This is a genomic window from Streptomyces poriticola (assembly GCF_036689765.1).
GTDB lineage: Bacteria > Actinomycetota > Actinomycetes > Streptomycetales > Streptomycetaceae > Streptomyces > Streptomyces poriticola.
In genome coordinates, this window is the sequence record NZ_JBAGKH010000004.1 from 1 (window position 1) to 26960 (window position 26960).

Genomic DNA, 26960 nt, shown 5'->3' on the forward strand with positions numbered 1-26960 from the left:
GACTCCGGCGAGGTCGACGAGTGCGTAGCGGGCGGTGGCGAACACGGACGGCAGGGCCGCGGCGCGGACCCAGGACCAGCCGGCGGGGACGGGCACCACGAGCCGCCGGTCCACCACCGCGAGGGTGCCGAAGCCGCCCGGCACCATGCCGAGGACACGGTCGCCGACGGCGAGGTCGGTGACGTCCGGGGCGACCTCGACCACGGTACCCGCGGCCTCGGAGCCGATCGCGTCGACCTCGTCCGGGTACATGTCGAGCGCGCACAGCACATCGCGGAAGTTCAGGCCCGCCGCGCGGACGGCGATGCGCACCTGGCCGGGTGCCAGGGGGGCGGTGGCGTCGGGAGCGGCGACGGCGTCGACACCGTCGATGCTGCCGGGCTGCACCACGTCGACACGCCAGGCGTCGGAGCCGACGGGCGGGCGCAGCGCGGTCTCGGGGGCCCGGGTCAGCCGGGCGACGAGGCGTTCGCCGTCGCGGAGCGCGGTCTGCGGCTCGTCGCCGACGGCCGGCACCGCACCGAGGGAGGCGGGTGTGCCGTCGGTGTCGACGAGCAGGAACCGGTCGGGGTGCTCGGTCTGCGCGGAGCGCACCAGACCCCAGACCGCGGCGGCGGCCGGGTCGGGTTCCTCGCCGGGCCGGACGGCGACGGCGTTCCGGGTGACGATCGCGAGCCGGGCGTGGCTGTACCGCTCTTCGGCGAGCCAGTCGCGCAGCAGCTCCAGCACCTGGGCGGTGGCCCGGTGGGTGGCGGCGACCGCGTCGGCTCCGGTGGTGACGGGGGCGAGGACGAGGTCCACCGCGCCGGCGTCGATGTCGGCGAGGGTGGTGCTCGGGGGCGCGGTGAGGCCCTCCGGTCCGTCGCCCAGGACGGCGCAGCGCGCGGCGGCGGGTGCCTCGGCGTCGGGGGCCTGCCAGGTCACGCGGAACCGGGCGTCGCGGGTGCCGGCGGCGGCCACGGCGCGGAGCTGCCCGGCCGACGCGGGCCGCAGCCGCAGCGCGGCCAGCTCCACGACGAGCCGGCCCTCGCGGTCGGTCGCGGTGAGGCGCAGCGTGTCGGCGCTCTCCCGGGCGGCGCGCACCCGCAGGACCCGGGCCGGGCCGGGGTGCACGGTCACGCCGGTCCAGGTGAACGGCAGCAGCAGGGGCGCGTCCTCGGGCTCGGCGGCGGGCACGGCCTGGGTGACGGCGTCGAGCAGCGCCGGGTGCACGAGATGGCCGGTGGTGTCGACGCTGTCGGGGAGTTCGACCTCGGCGTAGACCTCGGTGTCCCGGCGCCACAGGGCGCGCAGGCCCCGGAAGGCGGGCCCGTAGCCGTAGCCGCGGGCGGCGAAACGGTCGTACACGCCGTCCACCGGGACCGGCTCCGCGCCCGCCGGGGGCCACGCGCCGGTCACGGGCTCCGCCGGCTCGGCCGGTGCCAGGACGCCCGTGGCGTGCCGGGTCCAGCCGTCGTCGGAGCGGGAGTGGACGGCGACCGTGCGGCGGCCGGACCCGTCGGCGCCGTGCACGGTGACGCGCAGGGTCAGGCCGTCGGCGGGAACGCCGACGGGCGCGGCCAGGGTCAGCTCCTCGACCTGGGCGCGGTCGAGCCGGTGGCCGGCGTGGGCCACCATCTCCAGGACGGCGGTGCCGGGCAGCAGGGCGGTACCCAGCACGGTGTGCTCGGTCAGCCAGGGGTGCGTCTCGGGGCTGATCCGGCCGGTGAGGAGCAGGCCGTCCTCGTCGGGGAGTTCGGCCTCGGCGCCGAGCAGCGGATGCCCGCCGGCGGTGAGGCCGACGGCGGTCAGGTCGCCGGCGCCGGCGGCCTGGGGGGTGAGCCAGTAGCGCTCGCGCTGGAAGGGGTAGGTGGGCAGTTCGACCGGGCGGGCGCCGGCGGCGTCGAACAGGGGGCGCCAGTCGACCGGCACGCCGCCGGCGGCCACCTCGGCCAGTGCGGTGGTGAAGCGCAGCCGGTCGCTCTCGTCGCGGCGCAGGGTGGCGGCGACCCGCAGTTCGGTGCCTGCTGCCTCGGCGGTCTGCTGCATGGCGACCGTGAGCACGGGGTGCGGGCTGATCTCCACGAAGCCGTGATGGCCGGCGGCGAGCAGACCGCTGATCGCGTTCTGGAAGAGCACGGGCTCGCGCAGGTTGCGGTACCAGTAGCGGGCGCCCAGTTCGCTGCCGTCGATCCAGTCGGCGGTGACGGTGGAGTAGAGGGGCACGTCGCCGTCCAGGGGGCGGATGCCCTTGAGGTCGGCGAGCAGCCGCTGCCGTACGGCCTCCACCTGCGGGGAGTGTGAGGCGTAGTCGGCGGCGACGCGGCCGGCGCGCAGCCCCTCGTCGTCGCAGAGGTCGAGCAGCTCCTCCAGGGCATCGCGGTCGCCCGCGACGACCAGCGAGCGGGGGCTGTTGGCGGCGGCGATGCCGAGCCGGCCGGGCCAGCGCTCCAGCATCCGCTCGACGTCCGCGGCGGGGGCGGCGACGAAGGCCATGCCGCAGCGGCCGGGCAGGTCGGCGACGGCCTTGGCGCGCAGCGCGACGATCTTCGCGGCGTCGTCCAGGGTGAGGGCGCCGGCGACGCAGGCGGCGGCGATCTCGCCCTGGGAGTGGCCGACCACGGCCGCCGGCACGACGCCGTGGGAGCGCCACACCGCGGCCAGCGAGACCATGAGCGCGAACAGCACCGGCTGCACCACGTCGACGCGGCTCAGCGGCGGCGCGTCCTCGGCACCGCGCAGCACGTCCACGACCGACCAGTCCAGGTAGGGGGCGAGGGCGCGCTCGCACTCGGCCATGCGCGCGGCGAACACCGGGTGGGTGTCGAGCAGTTCCACGCCCATGCCGAGCCACTGTCCGCCCTGACCGGCGAAGACGAAGACGACGCTGCCGTCGGCTCCGGCGGTGCCACGGACGACGGCCGGGTCGGCGCCGCCCGCGGCGAGCACGTCGAGCGCGGCGAGCAGTTCGGCGCGGCCCTGGCCCACGACGGCGGCGCGGTGCTCGAACGCGGTGCGGCGGGTGGCCAGGGTGACCCCGACGGAGGCGGGCTCAAGGCCGGGGTCGGCGGCGACGAACTCGCGCAGCCGGGCGGCCTGTTCGAGCAGCGCGGCCTCGGTGCGCGCGGACAGCTGCCAGGGCACGGGGACCGCACCGGCCGGCGGCGCCGCCGCTTCCTCGGGTTCGGGCGCTTCCGCCACGATCACATGGGCGTTGGTGCCGCTGACGCCGAACGAGGACACGCCGGCCCTGCGGGGACGCTCGCCCCGGGGCCACGGGCGGGCCTCGGTCAGCAGCCGTACGTCGCCGGACACCCAGTCCACGTGCGGGGTGGGCTCGTCGACGTGCAGCGTCTTCGGGAGCAGTCCGTGCTGGAGCGCGAGCACCATCTTGATCACTCCGCCGACGCCGGCGGCGGCCTGGGCGTGGCCGAGGTTGGACTTCAGCGAGCCCAGCCACAGCGGCCGGTCGCGGTCCTGGCCGTAGGAGGAGAGGAGTGCCTGGGCCTCGATGGGGTCGCCCAGGGTGGTGCCGGTGCCATGGCCCTCCACGGCGTCCACGTCGGCGGGACGCAGTCCGGCGTCGGCCAGTGCCCGCCGGACCACGCGCTGCTGGGCGGCGCCGCTCGGCGCGGTGAGGCCGTTGGAGGCGCCGTCCTGGTTGATGGCGGTGCCGGGCAGCAGGGCGAGCACCGGGTGGCCGCTTCGCCGGGCGTCGGAGAGCCGCTCCAACAGGAGCATGCCGACGCCCTCGGACCAGCCGAGTCCGTCGGCGGCCTTGGCGTACGAGCGGCAGCGGCCGTCCTCGGACAGGCCGCCCTGCTTGGTGAAGTCGACGAACAGTTCCGGCGTCGGCATGACGGTCACACCGCCGGCCAGCGCGAGGGTGCTCTCGCCCGAGCGCAGCGACCGCACCGCCTGGTGCAGGGCGACGAGGGAGGACGAGCAGGCGGTGTCCACCGTGAAGGCGGGGCCTTCCAGGCCGAGGACGTAGGAGATGCGGCCGGCCACCACGCTGGCCAGGCGGCCGGTCAGAGCGTGCCCGTCGCCGCCCTCCGGGATGCCGGCGAGCAGCGAGGAGTAGGACTGGGCGTTGGCGCCGACGAACACCCCGACGCGTCCGCCCCGCCAGGAGCCGGGTGCGACACCGGCCCGCTCCAGCGCCTCCCAGCTGGTCTCCAGCAGCAGCCGCTGCTGGGGGTCCATCAGCTGGGCCTCGCGCGGGCTGACGCCGAAGAAGCCGGCGTCGAACAGGGCGACGTCGTCGAGGAATCCGCCGTGCCGGGTGCGGCTGGCCGAGGGGCCGTCCGGGTCGGCGAGGGCGGCGAGGTCCCAGCCGCGGTCGGCGGGGAACGGCGTGATGGCGTCGCGCTCCTCGAGCACGAGCCGCCACAGCTCGTCGGGGGTGGTCACACCGCCCGGGAAGCGGCAGGCCATGCCGACCACGGCGACCGGGTCGTCGTCGGCCGCGCGCTGTACGGGCTCGTCGTCCTCGGCGAGCCGGACGTGCCGGCCGGAGGCGGCGTCGACCAGGGCGTCCGCGAGGGCGCGGGCGGTGGGGTGGTCGTAGATGGCGGTGGTGGGCAGCTTCACGCCGGTGCTGCGGCTGAGCCGCAGCAGCAGTTGTACGGCGGTCAGCGAGCGCAGTCCGAGTTCCCGGATCGCCCGGTCCGGCGGTACGTCGGCGGCGGTGCCGAGGTCGAGCACCTCCGCGACCTGTGTCAGGACCAGGTCCAGGACGACGCGCCGGCGCTCGGGTTCGGGCAGACCGGCGAGCCGGTGCGTGAGCGCGGGCGGCTGAGCGGCCTTCGGGTCGGTCAGCGGCTCAGTCATGGATGGTCCCCTCCAGCGGGTCCGGGGCGTGCAGTACGGAGACGGGCAGCCCGGGTTCGGCGAGTGCGGCCTGCAGCAGCGCGGTGGTGCCGGCCAGCAGGCTGTCCACGACGCGTCGGTCGAGGGCGGCGGCGCGGTGTACGACGTGTCCGGTGAGGCCGCCGTCGGGGTCCTCGACCAGGTGCACCTCAAGGTGCCAGCGGGCGTAGGCCTGTTGACCCGTGAACTGTTCGACGCGGGCGCCGGGCAGGCCGAGTTCGCCCAGTTCGACGTTGACGAGCTGGAACACGACGTCGACCAGTGGCTGTTCGGGGTCCAGGCCGAGGCCCTCGACGACGCGTTCCCAGGGCAGGGCCTGGTGGGCGTAGGCGTCGACGGCGGTGTCCCGGACCCGCTCCAGCAGGCCGGCGAAGGACGGGTCGCCGGAGAGGTCGACGCGCAGGGGCACGAAGTTGGCGAAGAAGCCGATCAGCCCCTCGACCTCGGCCCGGGTGCGGCCCGCCACCGGGGAGCCGACGGCGAGGTCGTCCGTGCCCGCCCAGCGGGCGAGCGTGGCCGTGAACGCGGCCAGCAGGGTCATGTAGAGGGTGGCGTCGTGCTCGGCGCCGACCCGGCGGGCAGTGGCGACCAGGCCGGCGGGCAGCCGCCACTCGGTCAGCACGCCGGTGTCGTCGTGGGCCGCGTCGGCCGGGACGCCCGGCAGGGCGAGGGGCCGCAGCCCGTCCAGCCGGCGGCGCCAGTGGTCGAGCTGGGCGTCGAGCGCGGCTCCGGTCAGCCAGGACCGCTGCCACGCGGCGAAGTCGCCGTACTGGACGGGTAGTTCGGGCAGCTCGGACGGACGGTTCTCGCGCAGTGCCGCGTAGACGCTGGACAGTTCGGTCCAGAGCACGCCCTGGGACCAGCCGTCGGTGGCGATGTGATGCACGGTCAGCAGAAGGACGTGGTCGTCGGGGGCGATCCGCAGCAGGGCGGGCCGCAGCACCGGTCCCAGGACGAGGTCGAACGGCCGGGCCGCGGCCTCGTCGGCCAGGGCGCGGGCGGCGGTCTCGTCGGCCACGTCCACCGGGTCCAGCACGATGTCCGTGGCGGGCAGGATCACCGACGTCGGCTCGTCGCCGGGCACGAAGACCGTGCGCAGCGCCTCGTGCCGGCGGACGACCACGGTCAGGGCGCGGCCCAGCAGGTCCGCGTCCAGTTCGCCGGTGATCCGTACGGCCAGCGGGATCGTCCAGACCGGGTTGCCGGGGTCGGCCTCGTGCAGCCGCCACAGCCGCAGCTGGCCCAGCGACAGCGGCAGGGGCTCCTGCCGGGACACCGGCACCAGGGGCGGTACGGCCGTGCGCGGGGCCACGGCGACGACCTCGGCGAGCGCGCGCGGGGTGCGGTGCTGGAACAGCTCCCGCAGGGACACCTCGGCGCCCAGCACCTCGCGGATTCGGGCGACCGTGCGGGCCGCGACCAGCGAGTGTCCGCCGAGCGCGAAGAAGTCGTCGTCGATACCGACCCTGCCGGTCTCCAGCACCTCGGCGAACACCTCGCACAGCGCCTGCTCCGCACCGGTACGGGGTGCGGTGAAGCCGGTGTCGAGCGTGGTGCGCAGGTCCGGGGCGGGCAGCGCGGCCCGGTCGACCTTGCCGGTGGTGGTCAGCGGGAACGCGTCCAGCACGACGAGCGCCGATGGCACCATGTAGTCCGGTACGGCGTCGGCCAGGTGGGCGCGCAGCCGGGCGGGCAGCCCTCCGTCGGTACCGGGGACGGGCACGACGTAGCCGACGAGCCGCTTGACGCCGGGGGCGTCCTCGCGGGCGACGACGACGGCGCGGGTGACCTCGGGGTGCCGCAGCAGGACGGCCTCGACCTCGCCCAGCTCCACCCGGAAGCCCCGGATCTTGACCTGGTGGTCGAGCCGGCCCAGGTACTCCAGGCTGCCGTCGGGCCGCCAACGGCCCAGGTCTCCGGTGCGGTAGAGGCGGGAGCCGGGCGTGCCGAACGGGTCGGGCACGAACTTCTGCGCCGTCAGTTCCGGCTTGCCGACGTAGCCGCGGGCGAGTCCGGGGCCGGCGAAGCAGAGTTCGCCGGCCACGCCCACGGGGACCGGCCGCAGCCGGTCGTCCAGGACGTAGGCGCGGGAGTTGTCGACCGGCTCGCCCAGGTGTGCGGTCCGGGGCCAGTCGGCGACGTCACCGGACAGGGTGGAGGAGGTGACGACCTGGATCTCGGTGGAGCCGTAGTGGTTGTGCAGACGCAGATGGGGCCGGGCGGCGCAGAACTCGCGCAGCACGGTGTCGAGCGTCAGCGGCTCGCCCGCCTGGGAGATGTGCCGCAGCGAGGTGAGCCGGGCCCGGCCGGCGCCGGCCTCTTCGGCAAGCGCGCGGATCATCAGGTTGGGCACGAAGATCTGCTCGACGGCCCGTTCGTCGAGCCAGCGGGCGAAGCGGGCCGGGTCGCGGCGGGTCTCCTCGGTGGGGATGACCAGCGTCTCGCCGTACAGGAGCGCGGAGAGCACCTCCTGCACATGCACGTCGAAGGTGAGGGCGGTGAACTGGGCGGTGCGCGTGCCGGGTCCGCCCGGTACCGCCTTCTTCTGCCAGGCGAGCATGTTGACCACACACCGGACGGGCATGGCGATGCCCTTGGGTACGCCGGTGGAGCCGGAGGTGTAGACGACGTAGGCGAGGGAGTCGGGGCCGGGTCGCCCGGCGGCCGTTGCCGCGGGCGGCTCCTGCTCGGCCGGGGCGTCCACGAGGACGAGGGCGGTGCCCTCGGCGAAGACGTCCGCGTGGGCCCGGTCGGTGACGGCTACGGTCATCCGGGCGTCATCGACGATGTGCCGGATCCGGTCCCGGGGGTGACTCGGGTCGATCGGCACATAGGCGGCGCCGGCCTTGAGGATGCCGATCAGACCGGCCATCTGCACGGTGCCGCGCTCCAGGCAGAGGCCGATGAGGTCGTCCGGCCGTACCCCCTGGGCCCGCAGCCCGGCGGCGATCCGCTCGGCCTCGTGGTCCAGTCCGGCGTAGGTGAGGACGTCGTCCTCGCACTCCACGGCGCGGGCGTCGGGGGTGCGGGCGACCTGCTCGGCGAACAGCTCCGCGAGCGAGACGTCCCGGTACGGGAGGGCGGTGTCGTTCCACCGCTCCAGCAGCAGGTGCCGGTCGTCGTCGTCCAGCAGCGAGAGCGTGGACAGCGGCGCGTCCGGGGCGGCGAGGGCCGCGCGCAGCAGCACCGTGAGGTGATGCAGCAGGCGGCGGACCGTCTCCGCCTCGAACAGCGCGGTGGAGTGCAGCACGGTGCCGCGCACCCGGTCGCCGTCCTCGGTGAGGTGCACTTCGAGGTCGACGCGGGTGAAGGCGTGGTCGTCCAGCAGTGGTTCCACGTGGGCGGCGCCAAGGCGGTCGCCCTTGTCCCCGGGCGCCCGCATCAGCTGGAAGACCACCTGGACCAGCGGGTTGCGGGACAGGTCCCGCTCGGGTGCCAGGGTCTCCACCAGGTGCTCGAAGGGCAGGTCCTGGTGGTCCATGGCGCCCACCACCGTCTCGCGCACCCGGCCCAACAGGTCGCGGAAGGTCGGGTCGCCGGAGACGTCGGTGCGCAGCACCAGCATATTGACGAAGAAGCCGATCAGCCGCTCCACCTCGGGGCGGGTACGGCCCGCCACGGGGGCGCCGACGGCAACGTCCTCGGTGCCGGCGAACCGGGCCAGGACCACGGTGAAGGCGGTCAGCAGCGTCATGTAAAGGGTGGCGCCCTCGGTGTCGCCGAAGGCGCGGGCGGCCCGGACCAGGTCCCCGGGCAGCTCCCACGGCTGGGAGGCGCCCGCCGATCCGGCGACCGCGGGCCGGGGCCGGTCCAGCGGGAGTTCCAGGGGGCGCAGTCCGACGAGCCTGGTCCGCCAGTAGGCCAGGTGCCGCTCCAGTTCGGCACCGGTGAGACGGCTCTGCTGCCAGACGGCGAAGTCGCCGTACTGGACGGGCAGGCCAGGCAGGTCAGCGTCCTGTCCGGCGAGTTCGGCACGGTAGGCCTCGGCCAGCTCGCCCCAGAAGACGGCGTGCGACCAGCCGTCGGTGACCGCGTGGTGCGCGGTGATCAGGACGGCGTGATCCTCGGGCGCCAGCCGCAGCACATGGGCGCGCAGCAGCGGGCCGTGGCCCAGGTCGAAGGGGCGTGCGGCGTCCGCCTCGGCCAGGGTGCGCGCCTCGGCCTCGTCGGCGACCTCCGTGACTTCCAGGCGGAGCGGGGTCGCGGGGCGGACGACGGCCACCGGGTCGCCGCCGTCGGCCGCGAAGACCGTGCGCAGCACCTCGTGCCGGGCGACCACCAGGGACAGGGCGCGGCCGAGGGCATCGACGTCGAGCGGGCCGCGGGCGCGGACGCCCATCGCGACGTTCCAGAAGCCGCTGTCCGGGGTGAGCCGGTCCAGGAACCACAGACGGCGCTGGGAGGACGACAGCGGCAGCGGGCCGGTGCGGGGGGCGGGCCGGATCTCGTCGGTGACGGTGCCGGGCTCACCGAGGGTCTCGGCCAGCCGGCGCGGGCTGCGCCGTTCGAACACCGCCTGGAGGGGTGCCTCGGGTCCGAAGCGGGCGCGGATCCGGGCGATGGCGCGGGTGGCCAGCAGCGAGTGCCCTCCCAGCGCGAAGAAGTCGTCGTCGACGCCCACCGGGTGGACGTCCAGCACCTCGGCGAAGATCTCGCACAGCACCCGCTCCGCCTCGGTCGCGGGCGGCACGTATCCGCTCTCGGTGACCGAGCGGGTGTCGGGCGCGGGCAGGGACCGGCGGTCGATCTTGCCGGTGGTGGACAGCGGGAACGCGTCGAGCGCGACGAACGCGGACGGCACCATGTAGTCCGGTACGGCGCCGGCTGCGTGGGCGCGCAGCGCGGGCAGCACGCTCTCGTCGGCGCCCGGTTCCAGCACCAGGTAGGCCACCAGGCGCTTGTCGCCGGGGATGTCCTCGCGCACGGCGACGGTGACCTGCGAGACCGCGGAGTGCCGCAGCAGCGCGGCCTCGACCTCGCCGGGCTCCACCCGGAAGCCGCGGATCTTGACCTGGACGTCGGCTCGGCCGAGGAACTCCAGCGCGCCGCCGGGCAGCCACCGTACGACGTCGCCGGTGCGGTACATCCGGTGGCCGGGTCCGCCCCACGGGTCGGGCACGAACTTCTCGGCGGTCAGGTCGGGCCGGCCCAGGTAGCCGCGGGCCACCCGGGGCCCGGCGACGACGAGTTCACCGGCCACGCCGAGCGGCGCCGGGCGGAGGGTGTCGTCGAGGACGTACACCCGGGTGTTGTCGATCGGTGCACCGATGGGCACCCGGGAGCCGGCGAGCCGGAAGCCGGGCTCCATCGGGAACAGGGTGGTGAACGCGGTCGCCTCGGTGGGCCCGTAGGCGTCGACCACGGTGAGGTGCGGGTGGGCGGCCATCACCTGGGCGACGGTCTCGCCGGACACGGCCTCGCCGCCGGTGAGGACCTCACGCAGGCCGCCGAAGCACTCCATGCACTCCTCGGCGAGCAGGCTGAAGAGGGGTGCAGGCAGGCACATGGCGGTGACGCCGTGCGCGCGGACGAGCCGGTCGAACGTCCGCGGTTCGACGTGTTCGTCCGAGGCGATGACGATCTGCTTGCCTGCCAGCAGAAACGGCCACAGCTCATAGGTGGAGATGTCGGTGGCCAGCGGGTAGTGCAGCAGCACCCGTTCGTGGTTGCCGTTGTTCCAGCGGCGGTCGGCGGCCAGCACGACGACGTTGCGGTGGGTGACGGCCACGCCCTTGGGCTCGCCGCTGGAGCCGGAGGTGTAGATGACGTACGCCGTGGTGTCGGGGTGCGGGTCGAGGCCGGGGTCGGTGTCGGGGCCGGGACCTGGGTCGGTGACGTCGAGCACGGTGAGCCCGTCGATGCCGGGCACCGGGCGGTCGGCGACGACGACGCGCAGCCCGGAGGTGGCGACGATCCGCTCGGTGCGGCCCGGGGGGTTGCGCGGGTCGAGCGGCACGTAGGCGGCGCCCGCCTTGAGCACGCCCAGTACGGCCACGACCATGCCGGTGGAGCGTCCGGTGGCCACGCCGACCGGCTCGTCGGGGGCGACGCCGCGGGCGAGCAGGAGGTGGGCGAAGCGGTTGGCCCGCCGATCCAGTTCGGCGTAGGTGACCCGCTCGTCGCCGCAGATCAGGGCGACGGCGTCGGGGGTGCGGGCGGCCTGCCCGGCGAAGAGCCGGGGCACGGAGCCGTCCGGCAGCGGTGCGGCCGTGTCGTTCCAGGCGACCAGGGTGCGGTGCCGGTCGGTCTCGTCGAGCATGGTCGCCGCGGACACCGGCCGCTCGGGGTCGGCGAGCACCTCGCCGAGGACCACTGACACGTGGTGCATCAGTTGGCGGACGGTGTCGGCGTCGAACAGGTCGGCCGCGTACAGGACGGTCGCACCGACCTCGTCGCCGGTCTCGACTGCGTGCACCTCCAGGTCCATCCGGGTGTACGCGTGGTCGATGTCGAACGGCTCGGCCTGGGCGCCCTGCCACCAGGGCCGCCGGGGCGCGTCGGTGAGCAGCTGGAACGCCACCTGCACGAGCGGGTTGCGGGACAGGTCGCGCTCGGGACGCAGCCGTTCCACCAGGTGCTCGAAGGGGACGTCCTGGTGCTCGACGGCGCCGACCACCGACTCCCTTACCCGGCCCAGGAGCTCCCGGAAGCTCGGGTCGCCGGACAGGTCGGTGCGGACGGCCACGACGTTGACGAAGAAGCCGATCAGCGCCTCGGTCTCGGCGCGGGTCCGGCCGGCCATCGGCGAGCCTACGGCGACGTCCTCCGTGCGGGCGTACCGGGACAGGACGAGGGTGAACGCGGCCAGGAGGACCATGTAGAGCGTGGCGCCCTCGCGGGCGGCGACGGCCCGGGCGTCCCGGATCACGTCGGCGGGCAGCTGCCAGGGCAGGGTGCCCGCCCGGCCGGTGGCGACGGCGGGCCGGGCCTTGTCCAGCGGCAGTTCCAGCGGGGCGAGGCCGGCCAGCCGGTCGGTCCAGTAGCCGGCCCGGCGCTCCAGCACCTCACCGGTCAGCCAGGACCGCTGCCAGACGGCGTGGTCGCCGTACTGGACGGGCAGTTCGGGCAGCGGGGTGCCGTCGTACGCGGCGGCGATCTCGGCCCACAGCAGGGCCTGGGACCAGCCGTCGGTCGCGATGTGGTGCATGGCGACGACGAGGACGTGGTCGTCGGGGGCGAGCCGGAGCAGCGTGGCGCGCAGCAGCGGGCCCCGCGTCAGGTCGAACCCGGTGGACAGCTCGTCGGAGGCCGCGGCCCGTGCCGCGTCGGCGTCGGGTACGTCGACGACCCGCAGGGCGACCGGGGCGGCGGCGCCGATGACCGCGGCGGGCACGCCGTCGGCGACCGTGAAGGTGGTGCGCAGGGTCTCGTGCCGGGCGACGACCGCCGACAGGGCGTCGGCCAGCCGCTCGGGGTCCAGCGGTCCGCGCACGCGCAGGGCTCCGCCGGAGGTGTACGAGGCGCTGCCGGGGGCGAGCTGGTCCAGGAACCACATCCGCTGCTGGGCGAAGGACAGCGGCAGCGGCCGGTCGCGGTCCGCGGGCACCAGCGGCGGCGCCGGGTCGGCCGGGAGCGCGGCGCCGGTGACCACCGCCGCCAGGGCCCGCGGGGTGCGGTGCTCGAACACCTCGCGCAGCGGGATCTCGGTGCCGAACGAGCGGGCGATTCGGGCGACGAGGCGGGTGGCGAGCAGCGAGTGACCGCCGCGCACGAAGAAGTCGTCCTCGGCGCCGAACGCGTCGGCGTCGAGCAGCTCGGCGAAGATCTCGCACAGCGCCCGCTCGGCGTCGGTGCGCGGGGCGGCCAGACCGGCGTCCGCCGTCTCCGCCGGGGCGGGCAGCGCGGCACGGTCGACCTTGCCGGTGGCGGTCAGCGGCAGCGCGTCGGCGAGGACGAACGCCGAGGGCACCAGGTAGTCGGGCAGGGCCGCCGCGGCGTGGGCGCGCAGGGCGGCGGTGTCGGTGGTGTGGCCGGCGCGCGGGACGACATGGGCGACGAGCCGCTTGCCGGCTGGACCGTCGCCGCGCACCACGACGGCGGCGTGCGCGACGGCGGGGTGGGCGGCCAGGACGGCCTCGACCTCGCCGGGCTCGACCCGGAGGCCGCGCAGCTTCGCCTGGTCGTCGGCGCGGCCGAGGAACTCCAGGACGCCGTCGGGGCGGCGGCGCACCACGTCGCCGGTGCGGTACATGCGGCTGCCCGCCGGTCCGAACGGGTCGGGCAGGAAGCGCTCGGCGGTGGCCGCCGGCCGGCCGGCGTAGCCGCGGGCCAGGCGCGGGCCGCCGACGTACAGTTCGCCGGGCACGCCGAACGGGACGGGCCGCAGCCGGTGGTCGAGGACGTGGGCGCGGGTGTTGTCCAGGGGGATGCCGATGGGCACCCGGCCGCCGGGGGCCGGGTCGGCCGGCGCGATCGGGTGGAGGGTGGCGAAGGTGGTGGTCTCGGTGGGGCCGTAGCCGTTGACGACCGTCAGGTCCGGGTGGGCGCCGCGCACGCGGGCCACGGTCGCCGGGGACACGGTGTCGCCGCCGACGACGAGTTCGCGGACGCCGGCCAGGCAGGTGACGTCCTCCTCGGCCACGAGGTCGAAGAGGCCGGAGGTCAGCCACAGCGCGGTGACGCCCTGGTCGGCGATGACACGGGCGAGGGCGGCGGGTCCGAGGGCGCCGGGCGGGGCCACGACGACGCGGCGGCCGGACAGCAGCGGGGACCACAGTTCGTAGGTGGAGGCGTCGAACGCCTGCGGGGAGTGCAGCAGGACCCGTTCGTGGGCGCCGCCGGACCAGCGCCGGTGGAGGGCGAGGGCGGCCACGGCGCGGTGGGTCGTGGCGACGGCCTTGGGGGTGCCGGTGGAACCGGAGGTGGACATCACGTACGCCAGGCCGTCCGGGCCGACGGTGCTCGGCGGAGCCGTGTCGGGGGCTGTGTCGGGCACGGCGCGCAGGTCCACGACCGGCAGGTGCTCGGTGCCGGCGGGTGCGGGACCACCGTCGGTCAGCAGCAGCGCGGCACCGGTGTCGGCGAGGACGGCGCGGGTCCGGGCGGCCGGGTTGCGGGCGTCGAGCGGCAGATAGGCGCCACCGGCCTTGAGGACCGCGAGCACGGCGACGACCAGGTGGGCGGAGCGTTCGATCGCCTGCGCGACGACGCTCTCGGGTCCGGCTCCGTGGCCGATCAGGACGTGGGCGAGCCGGTTGGCGGCGCGGTCCAGCTGGGCGTAGGTGAGGTGCTCCGTCCCGTCGACCACGGCGACGGCGTCCGGGGTGCGGGCGGCCTGGGCGGCGAACAACTCGGGCAGCGAGGCCTCGGGCAGCGGTACGTCGGTGCCCCGGGCGGCCCGGTCCAGGGCCGCGTCCTCGTCGGCGTCGGTCATCGTCAGCCGGGACAGCGGCCGGTCCGGCTCGGAGCAGGCGGCGCTCAGCAGGGCCGTCAGGTGGCGGGCCAGCCGCTCGACGGTCTCCCGGTCGAACAGGGCGCGGCTGTAGTTGATCAGCCCCTCGACGCCGCCCTCGGCGTCCTCGCCGAGGTAGACCTCCAGGTCCATGCGGGTGAAGGCGCGGTTGCCCGCGAAGGGTTCGGCGGTGGTGCCGGGGAACGGCGCAGGGCGCGCGGCGGGCCGGGGCACGTACTGGAAGACGACCTGGGCGAGCGGGTTGCGGGACAGGTCGCGCTCGGGGACCAGCCGCTCCACCAGGTACTCGAACGGCACGTCCTGGTGGGCCATCTCGTCCACCGAGGCGGCGCGGACGCGTTCGACGAGTTCCGCGAAGGTGGGGTCGCCGCCGAGGTCGGTGCGGGTGACGACGGTGTTGACGAAGAACCCGATGAGTTGCTCGACCTCGGCCAGGGGTCGGCCGGCGACCGGCTGGGCGACGGCGACGTCCTCGGTACGGGCGTGCTGCCCGAGGACCGCGCTGAACGCGGCCAGCAGGGTCGTGTGCAGGGTCGCGCCCTGCCGTGCGGCGACGGCCCGGGCGGCGGCGACGGCGTCCGCCGGCAGCCGCCAGGTGACGACGTCGCCCTCGGCGGAGGCAACGGCCGGGCGGGGCCGGTCGAGCGGCAGGTCCAGCGGGGGCAGGCCGGCCAGCCGGTCGTGCCAGTACGCCAGCCGCCGCTCCAGCACGGCGGGCGGCAGGGTACGGCGCTGCCAGGCGGCGAAGTCGGCGTACTGCACCGGCAGTTCCGGCAGCGCGGGCTGCCGGCCGTCGGCCAGGGCGGTGTAGGCCGCGGTCAGCTCGGCCCACAGCAGGCCGTGCGACCAGCCGTCGGTGGCGATGTGGTGCACCGTCAGCAGCAAGACATGGTCGTCGTCGGCGAGCCGCAGCAGGCGGGCGCGGAGCAGGGGGCCCTTGGTGAGGTCGAAGGGGCGCGCGGCCTCCTCGCCGGCCAGCCGCTCGGCGTCGGCCTCGTCCGCAGCGTCGGTCACGGGGACGGGCACCGGCTCCGGCGGCAGGACGACGGCACCGGCCACGCCCTCGTGGTCGGTGAAGACGGTGCGCAGGGTCTCGTGACGGGCGACGACACAGCTCAGCGCCCGGGCCAGCAGGCCGACGCCGAGCGGGCCGCGGACGCGCACGGCGGTGCCGAAGTTGTAGAAGGCGCTGTCCGGCATCAGCCGGTCGAGGAACCACAGCCGCTGCTGGGCGAACGACAGCTCCAGCGGCTGGTCCCGGGGGACCCTGGTGATGCCCGCCGGTGTCGTGCCGGTCCTCGCCGTGCGCTCCCGGAGTCGGTTCAGTGCCGAGTCCAGTCCCGGCCGTCGCGAGCTCCCCTGCGTCATCCGGCTGTCTCCCGCTCCTCGTCGGCCTCGGTGAGTCCGCGGTCGCGCATCATGCTGGCCAGTGCGCGGTGGGTGGCGGACTCGCTTGCTTCGAACTGCTCGACCACGCGCCGCCGCGTCGGGGCAGCCTTCTCCTGGCTGAGCTTGAAAATCGTCTGCACGGACTCGACCCGCAGGGTAAAGGCGCCCACGCCGGGCGCGATCTTGCGGAAGTAGTCGAGGGAGGACTCCTGGTCCCAGCCGCGCCCGAAGCCGGACTCCAGCCGCCGGGCGGTGTCGGAGACGATGTCCAGCACGGCGGTGGGGTCGGCGGTGGGCTCCATCGTGCCGGTCACGTGGACGGCGGTGTAGTCCCAGGTGGGGGCCGCGGGCGTGACCTCGTAGACCATCGGCGAGACATAGCCGTGCGGGCCCTGGAAGACGATGAGCGCCCGGTCGCCGGAGCGCATCCGGCGCCACTGCGGGTTCTCGACGTTCATGTGGCCGATCAGGGTGGAGCCGGTGAGCGGGACGGTGCCCGCGGCGACGGCCTCGGCGTCAACGCCGTCGGGTCCGTGCCGGAACAGCACCGGCGCGTGGGTGGCCACCGGGACGTCGTCGTGCGAGGTGACGACCAGTGCCAGTGGGTTGTGTCGGAGAAACGCCAGGACGACGCCGTCGCGGTTCTCGCGGTACAGCGGACGTTCGTACACTTCAGCCCCTGTTCCCCGCTACTGCCTTGCTTCCGGTGGAGCGGTCCGGGTCACGCCGGCCGCCGGTGATCGACTGGGCGATCTCGCCCGCGCGGACCGCCACCATGGACAGCAGGGTGGAGGCGATGCCGTGAGTCGCCTCGGTGGCGCCCTGGACGTAGATGCCGCACCGGAAGTCCCCGGTGGTGCTGAGCCGGTAGTCGCGGCCGATCAGCAACTCCCCCGCCTCGTCCCGGCGGAGGGCGTCGGAGACGCCGCCGAGCAGTTCGGCCGGGTCGGTGGAGTCGTACCCGGTTGCGTACACGACCAGGTCGGCGTCCAGGTCGGTGTGTTCACCCGTGGGCAGGAACTCCACGCGTACGGCGGCGGATTCCTCGCGGGGTTCGACGGACACCAGGCGGGAGGCGTTCATCAGCCGCAGCCGCGGGGTGCCGGACACCTTCTGCTCGTACTGGCGGCGGTAGAGGCCCTGGAGGACGTCCTCGTCGACGACGGCGTAGTTGGTGCCGCCGTGGTAGCGCATGATGGCCTGTTTGACCTCGGGCGGGGCGAGGTAGAAGTCGTCCACGGCGGCCGGGTCGAAGACGCGGTTGGCGAACGGGCTGGAGTCGGCGACGCTGTAGCCATAGCGGGCGAACACCGCGCACACCTCGGCCTGCGGGTAGCGGTCCATGAGGTGCGCGGCGACCTCGGCCGCGCTCTGGCCGGCGCCGACCACGACGGCCCGGCGGGGCGGGCGTTCGTCGAACGCGGGCAGCCGGTGCAGCAACTGGGAGCTGTGCCAGACGCGTTCGCCGGTCTCGGCGCCCTCGGGCAACTGGGGGCGCAGGCCGGAGGCGAGGACGAGGTTCCTGGTCCGGGCGACTACCCGGTCCCCGGCGAGCACTTCGAGCGCGACGACCTCACCGGCTTCGGTCACCGGCCGCACGCCGGTGGCCTCCACGCCGTACTCGACCAGGTGGTTCAGCCGGTCGGCGGCCCACTGGAGGTAGTCGTGGTACTCGATCCTGGAGGGCAGCAGGGTGTGCTGGTTGATGAAGTCGACCAGCCGGCCCTTCTCCTGCAGATAGGAAAGGAAGCCGAAATCACTGGTGGGATTGCGCATCGTGGCGATGTCCTTGAGAAAGGACACCTGGAGCGAGGAGCCCTCGAGGAGCATCCCCCGATGCCAGCCAAATTCCTTCTGCTTCTCCAGGAAAACGGCCTGTCCGGCGGCTCCGGATTCATGGAGCGCCACCGCCAGGGCGAGATTTGCGGCTCCGAATCCGATTCCGGTGACGTCCAGTACTTCTGATTCCGGGCTCTGCTTCGCAGCGGATGATCGCAGTGCGCGCCGGGTCATATATCAACCACCAGGAGTTTTTCAATGGATGTACCGTCGCAGGACGCCCAGAATTCACCCGCGACATCCTCCAGATGCGTGAGGGAACGCGCACTGTAAAGGGTGGTCTGGTATTGGGTTATGTCGTAGTCGACGTGGGTCATGTCGGCGATGTCCAGCGGGCGGATCTCCGCGGAACGGAAGTGCTCCAGCTCGCCGTAGGAGGAGACGATGCTGGCGCCGTAGGCCCGGGGCCCGTCGGCGGAGTCCAGCAGGCCGCATTCGAGCGTGAACCAGAAGGTCTTGGCGATGAACTGGACAGCGTCCTCGGACTCCACCCTGCGCACGGCCTCGCCGGCCAGGCGGTACAGGTTGGCGAACCGGTCGTCGGCCAGGGCGCTGCCGTGCCCGATGACCTCGTGCAGGATGTCCGGCTCCGTCGAGTAGAAGGGCGTCACGCTGTCGCGGAGGTACTGGGTGGAGTGGAAGTACCCGTCGGCCAGAGAGCCACAGAACAGGGCGAAGGGAACCACGCCGGACGCGGGGCGGAGGCGGAATCCGGTCAGCTGGTCGAGCCGGTCGGACACCTCATGTAACTGTGGGACGCCGTCGCTGCCCAACCCGAGCCGCTCCGCCGCTTCGTTGAACTCCGGCGCCGCCAGGTGCCGGTGCCGGTCCGCGAGCCGCTCCGAAACCAGGCGCCACAGAGCGTGCTCGGCGTCCGTGTACTCAACCTCTGGAATGGGCTCACCGGGCACATAGGTGGCAGCGTTTGCGGCGATTTCGTCACGCCGCTGCCGATACGCCGACGACGCGGCTAATTCGGGTGCACCCGAGCCGATTTCCATGAACTTTCCCTACTTCCATCGACGGAAGGCAGCGGTCGCTGTCCGAAATTAATTTGGTTCGGACGCCCGCATCAGCCTTCCCCCGTCCAGCCGATTCATTAGGACCCTACAAGCCACCCGCGGCACTCGCAAGAGTTTTCTACGCACCCCCTATGGACCCTTTTGAGTGGACTCACCCGGAAAATATCGTCACCCGCACCCGCCGGAACCAGGGTCTTCCTTGACCCCGGAGGTGCCATGGCCGCCCGGTACGCGGAGCGGCTGAACACCGTCGGCTCGGGCAGGGAGGCTTCACGTTCTTGGCAGGAGCGGGCTGTCGGTGATGCCCCAGGTCCAGACGGCGCGTTCGGGTGCGTCCCAGATCGCCGGCCCCGACCTTTCATGAGGGTCCGTCAGCTTGCTGACGGACCCTCTTTCGCTTGTGGTGGCGCCTGTTCTCGGTGTCCGGGCAGGCCGCGGTTCCGGCTGTCGCGTCGGGTGGGCGCCGGGCCCCACAGCTCCCGGGAGTTCCTGACTCACCGTGGAGTCGGCGGTGGTTGTACCAGTCGACCCACTCGACGGTGGCGGCCTCGACGTGCCAGAGCGTCTTCCACTGCCGCTGGGGTTCGACGACTTCGGTCTTGAACAGGCCGATCGTCGACTCCATGCACGCGTTGACGCTCCTACAGTTGTCGACTCGCGGCGGCCGTCGTACGTGGGGCGGGTCGAATCAGGTGGCGGACCTCACGGATGACGTAGCACTTGAGGCAGCGGATGATCTCCTTCGTCCTGCCTTCGGCGGTACGGCGGGCGACGCGGTCGATCGTGGGCTGGTGGAAGCGCATACGGACGATGACGGTGCGGCAGATCGCGGCGTTCAGCTGCCGGTGGCCGCCGTGGTTGATGCAGTGCCTGCCGGTGGGCACCGGGCACGATGCCGGCGAGCTCGGCGGGGGCCGACTCCGCCGACGGCCCGTCACGAAGGAGTCAAGCCGGCCTGGACTCTCCAGTGACTGGAGACATTAGAGTCGCAGACATGGACGGCACGACTCTCTACTCGATCGGGGAACTTTCCCGGCGGACCGGCTTGTCAGTGAGTACCATCCGGTTCTACTCCGACTCGGAGGTGGTCGCGCCGACCGACCGAACCCCCGCCGGATACCGGCTGTACGACCACGACGCGTTGTTCCGTCTCGAACTTGTGCGCACACTGCGCGAGTTGGGGATCGACCTCACCACGATCCAGCGCGTGCTGAATCGGGAACTCACGGTGGCGGAAGTCGCCTCGGCGCATGCCGATGCCGTAGACGTCCAGATCCAGACGCTGCACCTGCGTCGGAGTGTCCTGCGAGCTGTGGCCAGATCCGGTTCCAGTCCCAGGGAGACCAAACTCATGCATCAGCTCACGCAGCTGTCCGGCGAGGAACGCCGACGTCTGATCGATGACTTCATCGATGGCACCTTCGGCAAGGAGAGCGCCGACCCGTCTGCGGTGGCCATGGTTCGCTCCGCCACACCTGATCTTCCCGACGATCCGTCCACCGACCAGGTCGCCGCCTGGGTGCAGCTCACCGAGCTGATCCGCGACGAGGACTTCCGGGCCCGTATGCGCCGGACAGCCAGCTACCAGGCCCATCAGCGCACGCTCGACATCGAGACCGAAGCCGGCGACGAACTGATGGCGTTCACCCGTCAGAAGCTCGAGGAGGCCAGGGCGTCCGGCATCGACCCGCTCGGCGACGAGGCCGCGCCCATCGTCGACGACCTCGTCCAGCGATTCGCCGAAGCGTTCGCACGCGTCCCCGACGCGGAATTCCGGGAGTGGATGGCCCAGCAGTTCGAAGCGGGCCATGACCTCCGCGTGGACGAGTACTGGCGGCTGGTGTGGATCGTCAACGGATGGCAGGTGGTACCGGGCCTGGTCCCTGTGTACACGTGGCTCGTTCAAGCCCTGCGAAGGGCCCGCTGAGCATCACGGACGCGGGTGTGCTGTGTTCCGAGACATCGATGGGGACACACCGCACTCGTGAGCCGCCCCGAGTTTCGTAGAGTCCGGTGATCTTGTTTCAGGCGGACTGCGCGGTTTGCTCCTGGCTCTGCCAGATTGATACGTATTGCGACCCGCGGTCGCTGTGGTGAATGAGGCCGGAGTCCTTCTTGATCCTCTGTCTCCACAGGGCCGTCTCCAAGGCGTCCAGCGGGAGTTCGGTCCTCATGTGGTTCGCGACCTGCCAGCCGACGATCATCCGCGAGTACACGTCCAGGACGAACGCCACGTACGCCCAGCCCGACCAGGTGCGGACATACGTCGGGTCCGCCACCCACAACTGGTCCGGCCGCGAGGCGGTGAAATCGCGGTCGACCAGGTTTCCGGGCGGGCGGGGCGCCGACGGCTCGGGCACGTGGTGCGACGCCGCCGGCCGCGGATGACGCCCTCGATGCCCAGCTCGCGCATCAGCCGCTCGATGGTGCACCGGGCCACCCCGACGCCCCTGCGCCGCAGGGCGCGGGTGATCCGCCGGGCCCCGTAGGTGGCCCCGGACGCGCAGGTGGTCGATCACTTGCTCGGCCTCGTCCGGGGACGGCCGATCTCCTGGGCAAGAAACACGCTCGCGGCTTTCAGGATCTCGTTCGCCCGCTTCAACTCCGCGTTCTCTTTGCAAAGTTGCTTTCAGCTGGTCGCGTTCGGCGGTGGTCAGCCGGTCGTCGCGTTCGCCGGTGCCGGCCTCGGCCTGGCGCACCCACTGCCGCAGGGGTTCAGTGTGGATGCCGAGGTCCCGGGCGACATGCGCGACCGGGCGGCCGGTGGTGCGGACCTCGCGGACGGCCCGCTCGCGGAGCTCGTCCGGGTACTTACGTGGTGCTGGCACAGCTCGTGGTTCTCCTTCAGACCAGGATCACAAGCCTGGCTTCAGGGACTCCACGAAACGGGGTGCAGCTCAGACCCCTCATCAACGCAGTGTCAGCACGGCGACGTCCGCGCCGAAACCCACCACCAGTTCGCGCTTCGGCCCCGTCGCGAGGGCCCGTACCGGTGCTGGGAACACCAAGTCAGGCTCGGCCTGTTGCCAGGTGGTCAGGTCCCACGCTCGCACCACCCCGTCGTCACCGCCCGTGACGGCCAGCGGGCACCCATCGAGGACTGTCGTCGCCACCGCACGTACCTGCGTGACAGGCAGCCAGCCGATCTTGTTGCCGCTGACCGTGTCCCGGACCTCCGCCGCCCCTTGCTCACCGACAGTTACGGTAATCGCGCGGCCGTCCACCTTTGCGGTTGCCTCAGCCTGGTGAGGGTCTGCCGGGACTACGACTTGTTGTCCGGTCGCGAGATCCCACGCCCGCCAGTCGTAGTCCTCGTCGCTGTCATCCTCTGGGTACCCGTACGCGTTGGTCGCCATGGCCAGGGCACGCCCGTCAACCATCGACACCGCCACTTCGCGCACCATTCCGGTGTGGCCGGTGACGGGTGCCCCGACCGCCGCGCCCTGCGCGGTCAGGTCGTACATCCGGACCGTCCCGTCGTCGCTGCCGCTCAGAGCGACTGTGGTGCCGTCGACCTCCGTGATCGCCAATGCGTGGACCGTTCCTGTATGGCCGGTAAGGGGCTTCCCCATTTGCTTCCGCCCGGCCAGATCCCACATCGCGACGGCCCCGCCCGGGCTGCCTGCAAGGGCGAGAACCCGTCCGTCGACCGTTCCCGTCGTCACCGACCGCACGACCGAGTCGCTGTCACTGAGAGCGTCGCCGACCTCCACACCTGTGGCCAGGTCCCACGTCTCGAGTTCGGCATATTGGTTCCCGGTGACTGCGACAGGGCGGCCATCGATCACCGACGCGGCCACCGCCAGCACCCTGTTCGCCCCGGCGCGAGTGGCCCAATCCGGGAGGTCGGCGCCAAGGGCCCAGCCGGCTCTCCTTCCGATGGAGAGGTCCCAGAAAACCGTGTTGCCGTCTTTGCCGTGACCACCGCTGATGACGATGGGACGGCCGTCGACCGTCACCGTTGCCAGTGCACGTACTGGCCCCGGCCGGTCCCTGTCGCGAAGAGGCCCGGCTACCTGCTCGCGGGTCACGATGTCCCAGAGCCGGATGGTCCCGTCCTCCCCGCCACTGGCCACGAGGGTACGTCCGTCGAGCACGGTCGTCGCCACCGCGTGTACTGCACCGGTGTGGCCAACGAGTGGGAGACCCACCTGTTCATGGGTGGCCAGGTCCCATACCCGCACCGTACCGTCACGGCTGCCGGTGACGATGAGGGGGCGCTCGTCGGTCACCACCGCCTCGACGGCTTCCACCCAGTCGGCATGGCCGGTGAGAGGAGTACTGATCTGCTCGCCCGTGAGGAGATCCCACACCCGTGCGGTCCGGTCCCGCCCGGTTGTGACGAGGAGCGGGCGATCTTCGACCACCAGGGTGTCCAGAGCGAGGACTCCGCCGTCATGGCCGGTCAGAACACGCCGCAGCCGATGGTCGACACCGGACCCGGTTGCCCAGCTCACGGACCATCGAGCCGCAGGTACGTCACACACGACCCGATTGATCCGCTCGGACAACTCCGGCTCGCCGAAGCGCGCCGCATCCAAAGCCAACAGCTGCCGCCGGACGCCAGGACCGGCATTGGAGCGAATGTGCGCAGACGCCCGGTACACCGCCGCCACCAGCCGGGCCCCGTAGTCCGAGGCCGATTCCAGCAGTCCTCGTACCTGCTCGGGGCTTCCATCGACAAGCAATCCCGTGTCGGTCCACCACACTCCTGCCCCGGTCGGCACGGTGCCCGAACCACTCTCACGTAGATCACCAGACATGACAGGCACTATAGACAGCCGACGCCCCGCCCATCACCCGGCTCTCGTCGTCGGATCTCGCGGAGGTGAGGGCCCGATGCCGGCACTCGGCCCGGTCTTCGCAGGCCGCTACCTCCTTCACCTGCGAGACGATCGGGCCGGGATCTGGGAGCCGTGGACGCTGGCCCTGCTCGGCGGCGTCCGGGAACCCGGCGACCGCGGTCTGGAGGCAGCCATGCGCCGGGAGCCGACCGAAGAATCCCCTGGCCTGAAGCCCACCGGGCCGACCCCCTACGCCGTGGAGAAGGCGGCGAGCGTCGACGGCCACGCGGTTCCCATCCATGTCCACGCGCGCCTGTGGACCGGTGACCCGGAGCCGGTGGAACTCCGTGAAGGCGTCCTGCTGGCTCACAGACATGCACGACCGGCTCCCGCCTGAGCGCCGGCCTCGAGGACGAGGAAGGCGGGATGCTCCTCGGCCCGCGTCACCCCGACTCCGTGTTCGCTCCGGACACATGGCACTTCCTCGCCGGGTGGCGCGAGCGGGAATCCGCGACGCGAGTCTCCTCCGCGAGGCGTGGGAGGAAGCGGGTCTGGTCATCGGCCCTGCCATGCTGCGAGTGGCCTGGTGGGTTCGCTCCACCACTTCGTGCCCGTCCGGCAGTGGCCTGGTCCCGTGGTGCGGCTCACGAAGCCACAGCCTGGCCAGTGTGGCTTGATAGTTGCGCGGCACGGCCAGGTCCGATTCCCGGGGCACCGGTGCACCAGGAACGCCGTGGGCGGGTGCTCACGGCAATCGAGTACACCGCACGCCGTCACCCAATACAATTACCCCACCACACAGGGTAATTGATCTCTGATGCTGGCCAGGAACCCACGGGGGGAACGACTCGGCGTGCACGGATACCGTCGTAGACAGCAGTCAAACCGACGAGACCACCCACCGGCGAACTGGCGTGACCGGTGGCTGGGGCCCGCGGGAGCACTCACCAGCCTCGCCGTGGCGATCTTCCTACTGGTGGCGCAGGACGTGGTGCCGCGTCTCACGTCCTTCCTCGGCGGCCTGTTCGAGGAGGACCACAAACTGGTGGTGCACGCGGCCTGGCCGGCAGAAGCCGAAGGGTGCGGAACGCAGGCCGCGGTCGCCATGCCCGCTGGAGGCCTTCCGGTCCACGACCTCGATCTGGACGAGTTCGGGCAGGACCCCCGCGACATCGCCGCGGCCGACGGCGCCGCCTCCTGGGAGGTCGGCACCCTCACACTCGCCTTCACCACCACCGGTGGCGACCCCATCCACATCGACTCGGCGCGGCCGCGGATCCTCAGCCGGCAGAAGCACGTCTCCCTCGACTGGGTGCTCCACAAGCGGAACGGATGCGGCGGCCCCGGTGGTGGCGAAAGCAGTGCCACCAGCACCGTTCGATCACTGGTGTTCGACCTCGACCGAAAGCGGATGGTGACCGTGGTCAACGGCGAGGAGCTACGGCTCGACGCCCCCGGCGGGTCCCTGCTGACCGGCACCACCGTGAGCAAGGAGAAGCCGCTCTACGCCAGTTTCGCCGTGCACAGCTGCTCGGCGTACTACGAATGGGTTCTCGACGTCACCTACACCGAGAACGGCGAACGCCGGACGCACCGCGAAGGGCCGTTCCGCTCGGTGGGCGGTGTCCGCGGCGTCCCGATCTACGACATAGAGACCGTGGGCGGCGGCCGGAAGCTCCTCGACACGGCCACCCGCACGGTGAGCTCCTGCTCGTTGACGGAGGCGAAGCGGTGACCACCACGCCGAGCACGCGAAGGACCCCACTGGTGATCGGCGTCGCCGTGGTCCTCCTGGTGGCCGCCCTCGCGGCATCTCTCTACGCCTGCGACCGGCGGGGCGGAGACGAGGAACCCACCGCACGTCGGTGGACCTACCTCCCGGTGGACGAGGTGCCCGCCGAGGGCGCCCGGTTCCACCCGCAGTTCCTGAGCAGCGACGGGCAGACCATGGTGGCCGTCGGAAACGCCCTCGACGAGGGTGACGCCAGCCTGGACCTGGACGCCTGGTACACCACCGACGGGCTGCACTGGCAGACCGGCGATCTCGCCTCCCACAGTCGCGCCCCGGGCGAGTACTCCGAGGTCTCCGGACTGACCCGCTGGGGCGGAGGGTTCTTCGCCGTGGGCGCGCGCACCAGCACCCAGGACCTCCGTCGGATGCTGGGGTCCACCGCCTGGCGCTCTCCGGACGGGAAGAACTGGCAACGCGTCAGCGTTCCCCCGCACGATGGTTCGCTCTTCTCCCTGCCCACCCTGTATTCCGACGGCGTCAACGTCTACTCGCACCTCGGCGGAAGCACCATGTGGCGCCTGACACCCGACAGTTCGGAGTGGGAGGAGTTTCCTCTCCGGGGCGGCGAACGCTGCTCCTACCGGTACGACGCCGGCCCGGGCGGGCCAGGCCTCGTCGCCTACGGCCACTGCTCCGACAGCTCCCCGGGCGACGCAGGCGAGGCGGGGGCCGAACCCGCTACCCGGCCGGCGATCCTCACCATTGACAAGCAGGGTGAGGTGAGCGAGGTGAGCCCCCGAATCCGTCCACAGCTCCTCTACATGACCTCTGGGGTGGCCAGGAGTGGTGAGACCCTGGTGGCGGCGGGTGTCGCGGACCTGGGTGACGCCTCGGGAGCACCAAGTGGTGGGGCCTCACCGGGTGGTGACACCGGACCGGGAGAGGGCACCTCAGACAACGTCCGGCTGGTCGTCGCGCGTTCACTCGACGGCGGCGTGAGCTGGTCCCCCGCCAACCCGATCCCGGTAGACCCGCCGGCCCTGCCCAAATCGGCGATGGTCGACCGCATCGTCCACACCGACGGCTCCTTCCTGGCACTGGGCAAGGTCATCGTCCTCAGCAAATCCCATCCGACAATCTGGGAGTCGAAGGACGGTCAGGAGTGGTCCTCCCAACGGCTCCCTACCTTCGCCGACGAGGGACTGCTGAGCTCCGCCGCCACCGTCAACGGCCGCACGGTGGTCCTCGCCGTCCACGGCACCAGGAGCGCCACCGTCAAGGGGCTCTTCGTGGACTTCGCGGTCCGCGCCGACACCACCGCGCCGGACGCCTCACCCACGCCCGACTCCGCCACAGCCACACCCCAGGCGACCCCGGCCAGTGACCCGGTCGCCCTGCTCGGCACCTGGCGGGGAACCGTCAGCAACCCCGACGGCTCCCAGGAACGCGGCGTCTCCCTGACCATCACCCCCGTACCGGGCCGGGGCCCGGTCACTCCCGACTCGCTGACCGGGAAGATCGTCGTCGGGAACCTGGCCACCTGTACCGCCGACCTCGGGAAGCCGACCCGACCCGGAGACGGAGCCCTGACGTTCGGTGTCCCCTCACCGTCCTTCTGGCCGGAGACGATGCTCAGCGACCGCCGCCCCTACTGCCCGACCACCTTCGAAATCCAGCTGGAAGCCGACGGCCGGCTCCAGTGGTCCGGGGACGGCGGCTTCACGGGAACACTGACCCGCCCCGAAGCCGACCACCAGGACAGCTCGGAGGAGCTGGGCTGACCCCGCCCTCACCCACCGGACGCACGGCAGCCGCAGCGTGCTGCCGTCCCGGAGCTCGCTCGCCGGGCGGGCACCGGGACGGAGACGGGAACGAACCGGGGCCGGTCAGCACAGCAGGGCGCAGACCGTGGCGGTGGTGGGCGGCCAGTA

General features: G+C 72.6%; 12 protein-coding genes and 3 pseudogenes. 4 read left to right on the forward strand and 11 right to left on the reverse strand.

Translation table 11 applies throughout. The annotated features are described in order from the left end of the window. The 7 genes and pseudogenes from V5O46_RS07680 to V5O46_RS07705 all read right to left on the reverse strand — a co-directional run. Positions 1-4752: pseudogene (locus V5O46_RS07680) on the reverse strand (beta-ketoacyl synthase N-terminal-like domain-containing protein); the annotation flags it as partial. 52 nt (positions 4753-4804) lie between these two features. Continuing rightward, a complete protein-coding gene (locus V5O46_RS07685; protein WP_332883710.1) occupies positions 4805-15631 on the reverse strand; it encodes an amino acid adenylation domain-containing protein in 10827 nt (3608 codons plus the stop codon). Next, positions 15628-16323, reverse strand: a complete 696-nt coding sequence (locus V5O46_RS07690) for an FMN-binding negative transcriptional regulator (protein ID WP_332883711.1) — start codon at positions 16321-16323, stop codon at positions 15628-15630. The genes V5O46_RS07685 and V5O46_RS07690 overlap by 4 nt, the downstream gene beginning before the upstream one ends. A 1-nt stretch (position 16324) precedes the next feature. Then, positions 16325-17665 carry a lysine N(6)-hydroxylase/L-ornithine N(5)-oxygenase family protein gene (locus tag V5O46_RS07695; RefSeq protein WP_332883712.1) on the reverse strand — a complete coding sequence of 447 codons (1341 nt, stop codon included), beginning with the start codon at positions 17663-17665 and terminating at the stop codon, positions 16325-16327. Beyond that, positions 17662-18492, reverse strand: coding sequence for a phenylalanine 4-monooxygenase (locus V5O46_RS07700; RefSeq protein WP_332883713.1), 831 nt, complete (start codon positions 18490-18492; stop codon positions 17662-17664). The genes V5O46_RS07695 and V5O46_RS07700 overlap by 4 nt, the downstream gene beginning before the upstream one ends. A 379-nt stretch (positions 18493-18871) precedes the next feature. Beyond that, a complete protein-coding gene (locus V5O46_RS31830) occupies positions 18872-19138 on the reverse strand; it encodes an integrase core domain-containing protein (RefSeq protein WP_408648937.1) in 267 nt (88 codons plus the stop codon). 16 nt (positions 19139-19154) lie between these two features. After that, positions 19155-19397: a hypothetical protein gene (locus V5O46_RS07705; RefSeq protein ID WP_332883714.1), complete on the reverse strand. Its 243-nt coding sequence runs from the start codon at positions 19395-19397 to the stop codon at positions 19155-19157. Positions 19398-19507: 110 nt separating this feature from the next. On the opposite strand from V5O46_RS07705, the gene V5O46_RS07710 reads away from it, so the two are divergent. Beyond that, complete coding sequence (locus tag V5O46_RS07710) at positions 19508-20440, forward strand: helix-turn-helix domain-containing protein (RefSeq protein ID WP_332883715.1); 933 nt, start codon at positions 19508-19510, stop codon at positions 20438-20440. A 97-nt stretch (positions 20441-20537) separates the two neighbouring features. On the opposite strand, the pseudogene V5O46_RS07715 reads toward V5O46_RS07710, so the two are convergent. The 4 genes and pseudogenes from V5O46_RS07715 to V5O46_RS07720 all read right to left on the reverse strand — a co-directional run. Continuing rightward, positions 20538-20801 (reverse strand): annotated as a pseudogene (locus tag V5O46_RS07715) (transposase); the annotation flags it as partial. After that, a complete protein-coding gene (locus V5O46_RS31835) occupies positions 20714-20953 on the reverse strand; it encodes a hypothetical protein (protein WP_408648950.1) in 240 nt (79 codons plus the stop codon). The pseudogene V5O46_RS07715 and the gene V5O46_RS31835, both read right to left, overlap by 88 nt. 199 nt (positions 20954-21152) lie before the next feature. Continuing rightward, positions 21153-21341: pseudogene (locus tag V5O46_RS31840) on the reverse strand (transposase); the annotation flags it as partial. An 81-nt stretch (positions 21342-21422) separates the two neighbouring features. Beyond that, positions 21423-23276 carry a WD40 repeat domain-containing protein gene (locus V5O46_RS07720; RefSeq protein ID WP_332883717.1) on the reverse strand — a complete coding sequence of 618 codons (1854 nt, stop codon included), beginning with the start codon at positions 23274-23276 and terminating at the stop codon, positions 21423-21425. A gap of 76 nt (positions 23277-23352) precedes the next feature. Here V5O46_RS07720 and V5O46_RS07725 point away from each other — a divergent pair, with 76 nt between their 5' ends. From V5O46_RS07725 to V5O46_RS07735, 3 genes are all read left to right on the forward strand, one after another. Beyond that, positions 23353-23694 carry an NUDIX hydrolase gene (locus tag V5O46_RS07725; RefSeq protein ID WP_332883718.1) on the forward strand — a complete coding sequence of 114 codons (342 nt, stop codon included), beginning with the start codon at positions 23353-23355 and terminating at the stop codon, positions 23692-23694. 561 nt (positions 23695-24255) lie between these two features. Beyond that, positions 24256-25032 (forward strand): hypothetical protein, encoded by a 777-nt coding sequence (locus V5O46_RS07730; RefSeq protein ID WP_332883719.1) that lies wholly within the window; start codon positions 24256-24258, stop codon positions 25030-25032. Continuing rightward, entirely contained in the window at positions 25029-26810 is a 1782-nt protein-coding gene (locus tag V5O46_RS07735) for a hypothetical protein (RefSeq protein WP_332883720.1), read from the forward strand. The genes V5O46_RS07730 and V5O46_RS07735 overlap by 4 nt, the downstream gene beginning before the upstream one ends. The last annotated feature ends 150 nt before the right edge of the window (positions 26811-26960 follow it).

Bases quoted from the DNA above. Each gene is read 5' to 3' on its own strand.
- V5O46_RS07695 (WP_332883712.1), bottom strand. From the start codon at position 17,665: ATGACCCGGCGCGCACTGCGATCATCCGCTGCGAAGCAGAGCCCGGAA.
- V5O46_RS07710 (WP_332883715.1), top strand. From the start codon at position 19,508: ATGGACGGCACGACTCTCTACTCGATCGGGGAACTTTCCCGGCGGACC.
- V5O46_RS07720 (WP_332883717.1), bottom strand. From the start codon at position 23,276: ATGTCTGGTGATCTACGTGAGAGTGGTTCGGGCACCGTGCCGACCGGG.
- V5O46_RS07700 (WP_332883713.1), bottom strand. From the start codon at position 18,492: ATGGAAATCGGCTCGGGTGCACCCGAATTAGCCGCGTCGTCGGCGTAT.
- V5O46_RS31830 (WP_408648937.1), bottom strand. From the start codon at position 19,138: ATGGAGTCGACGATCGGCCTGTTCAAGACCGAAGTCGTCGAACCCCAG.
- V5O46_RS07725 (WP_332883718.1), top strand. From the start codon at position 23,353: ATGCCGGCACTCGGCCCGGTCTTCGCAGGCCGCTACCTCCTTCACCTG.
- V5O46_RS07685 (WP_332883710.1), bottom strand. From the start codon at position 15,631: ATGACGCAGGGGAGCTCGCGACGGCCGGGACTGGACTCGGCACTGAAC.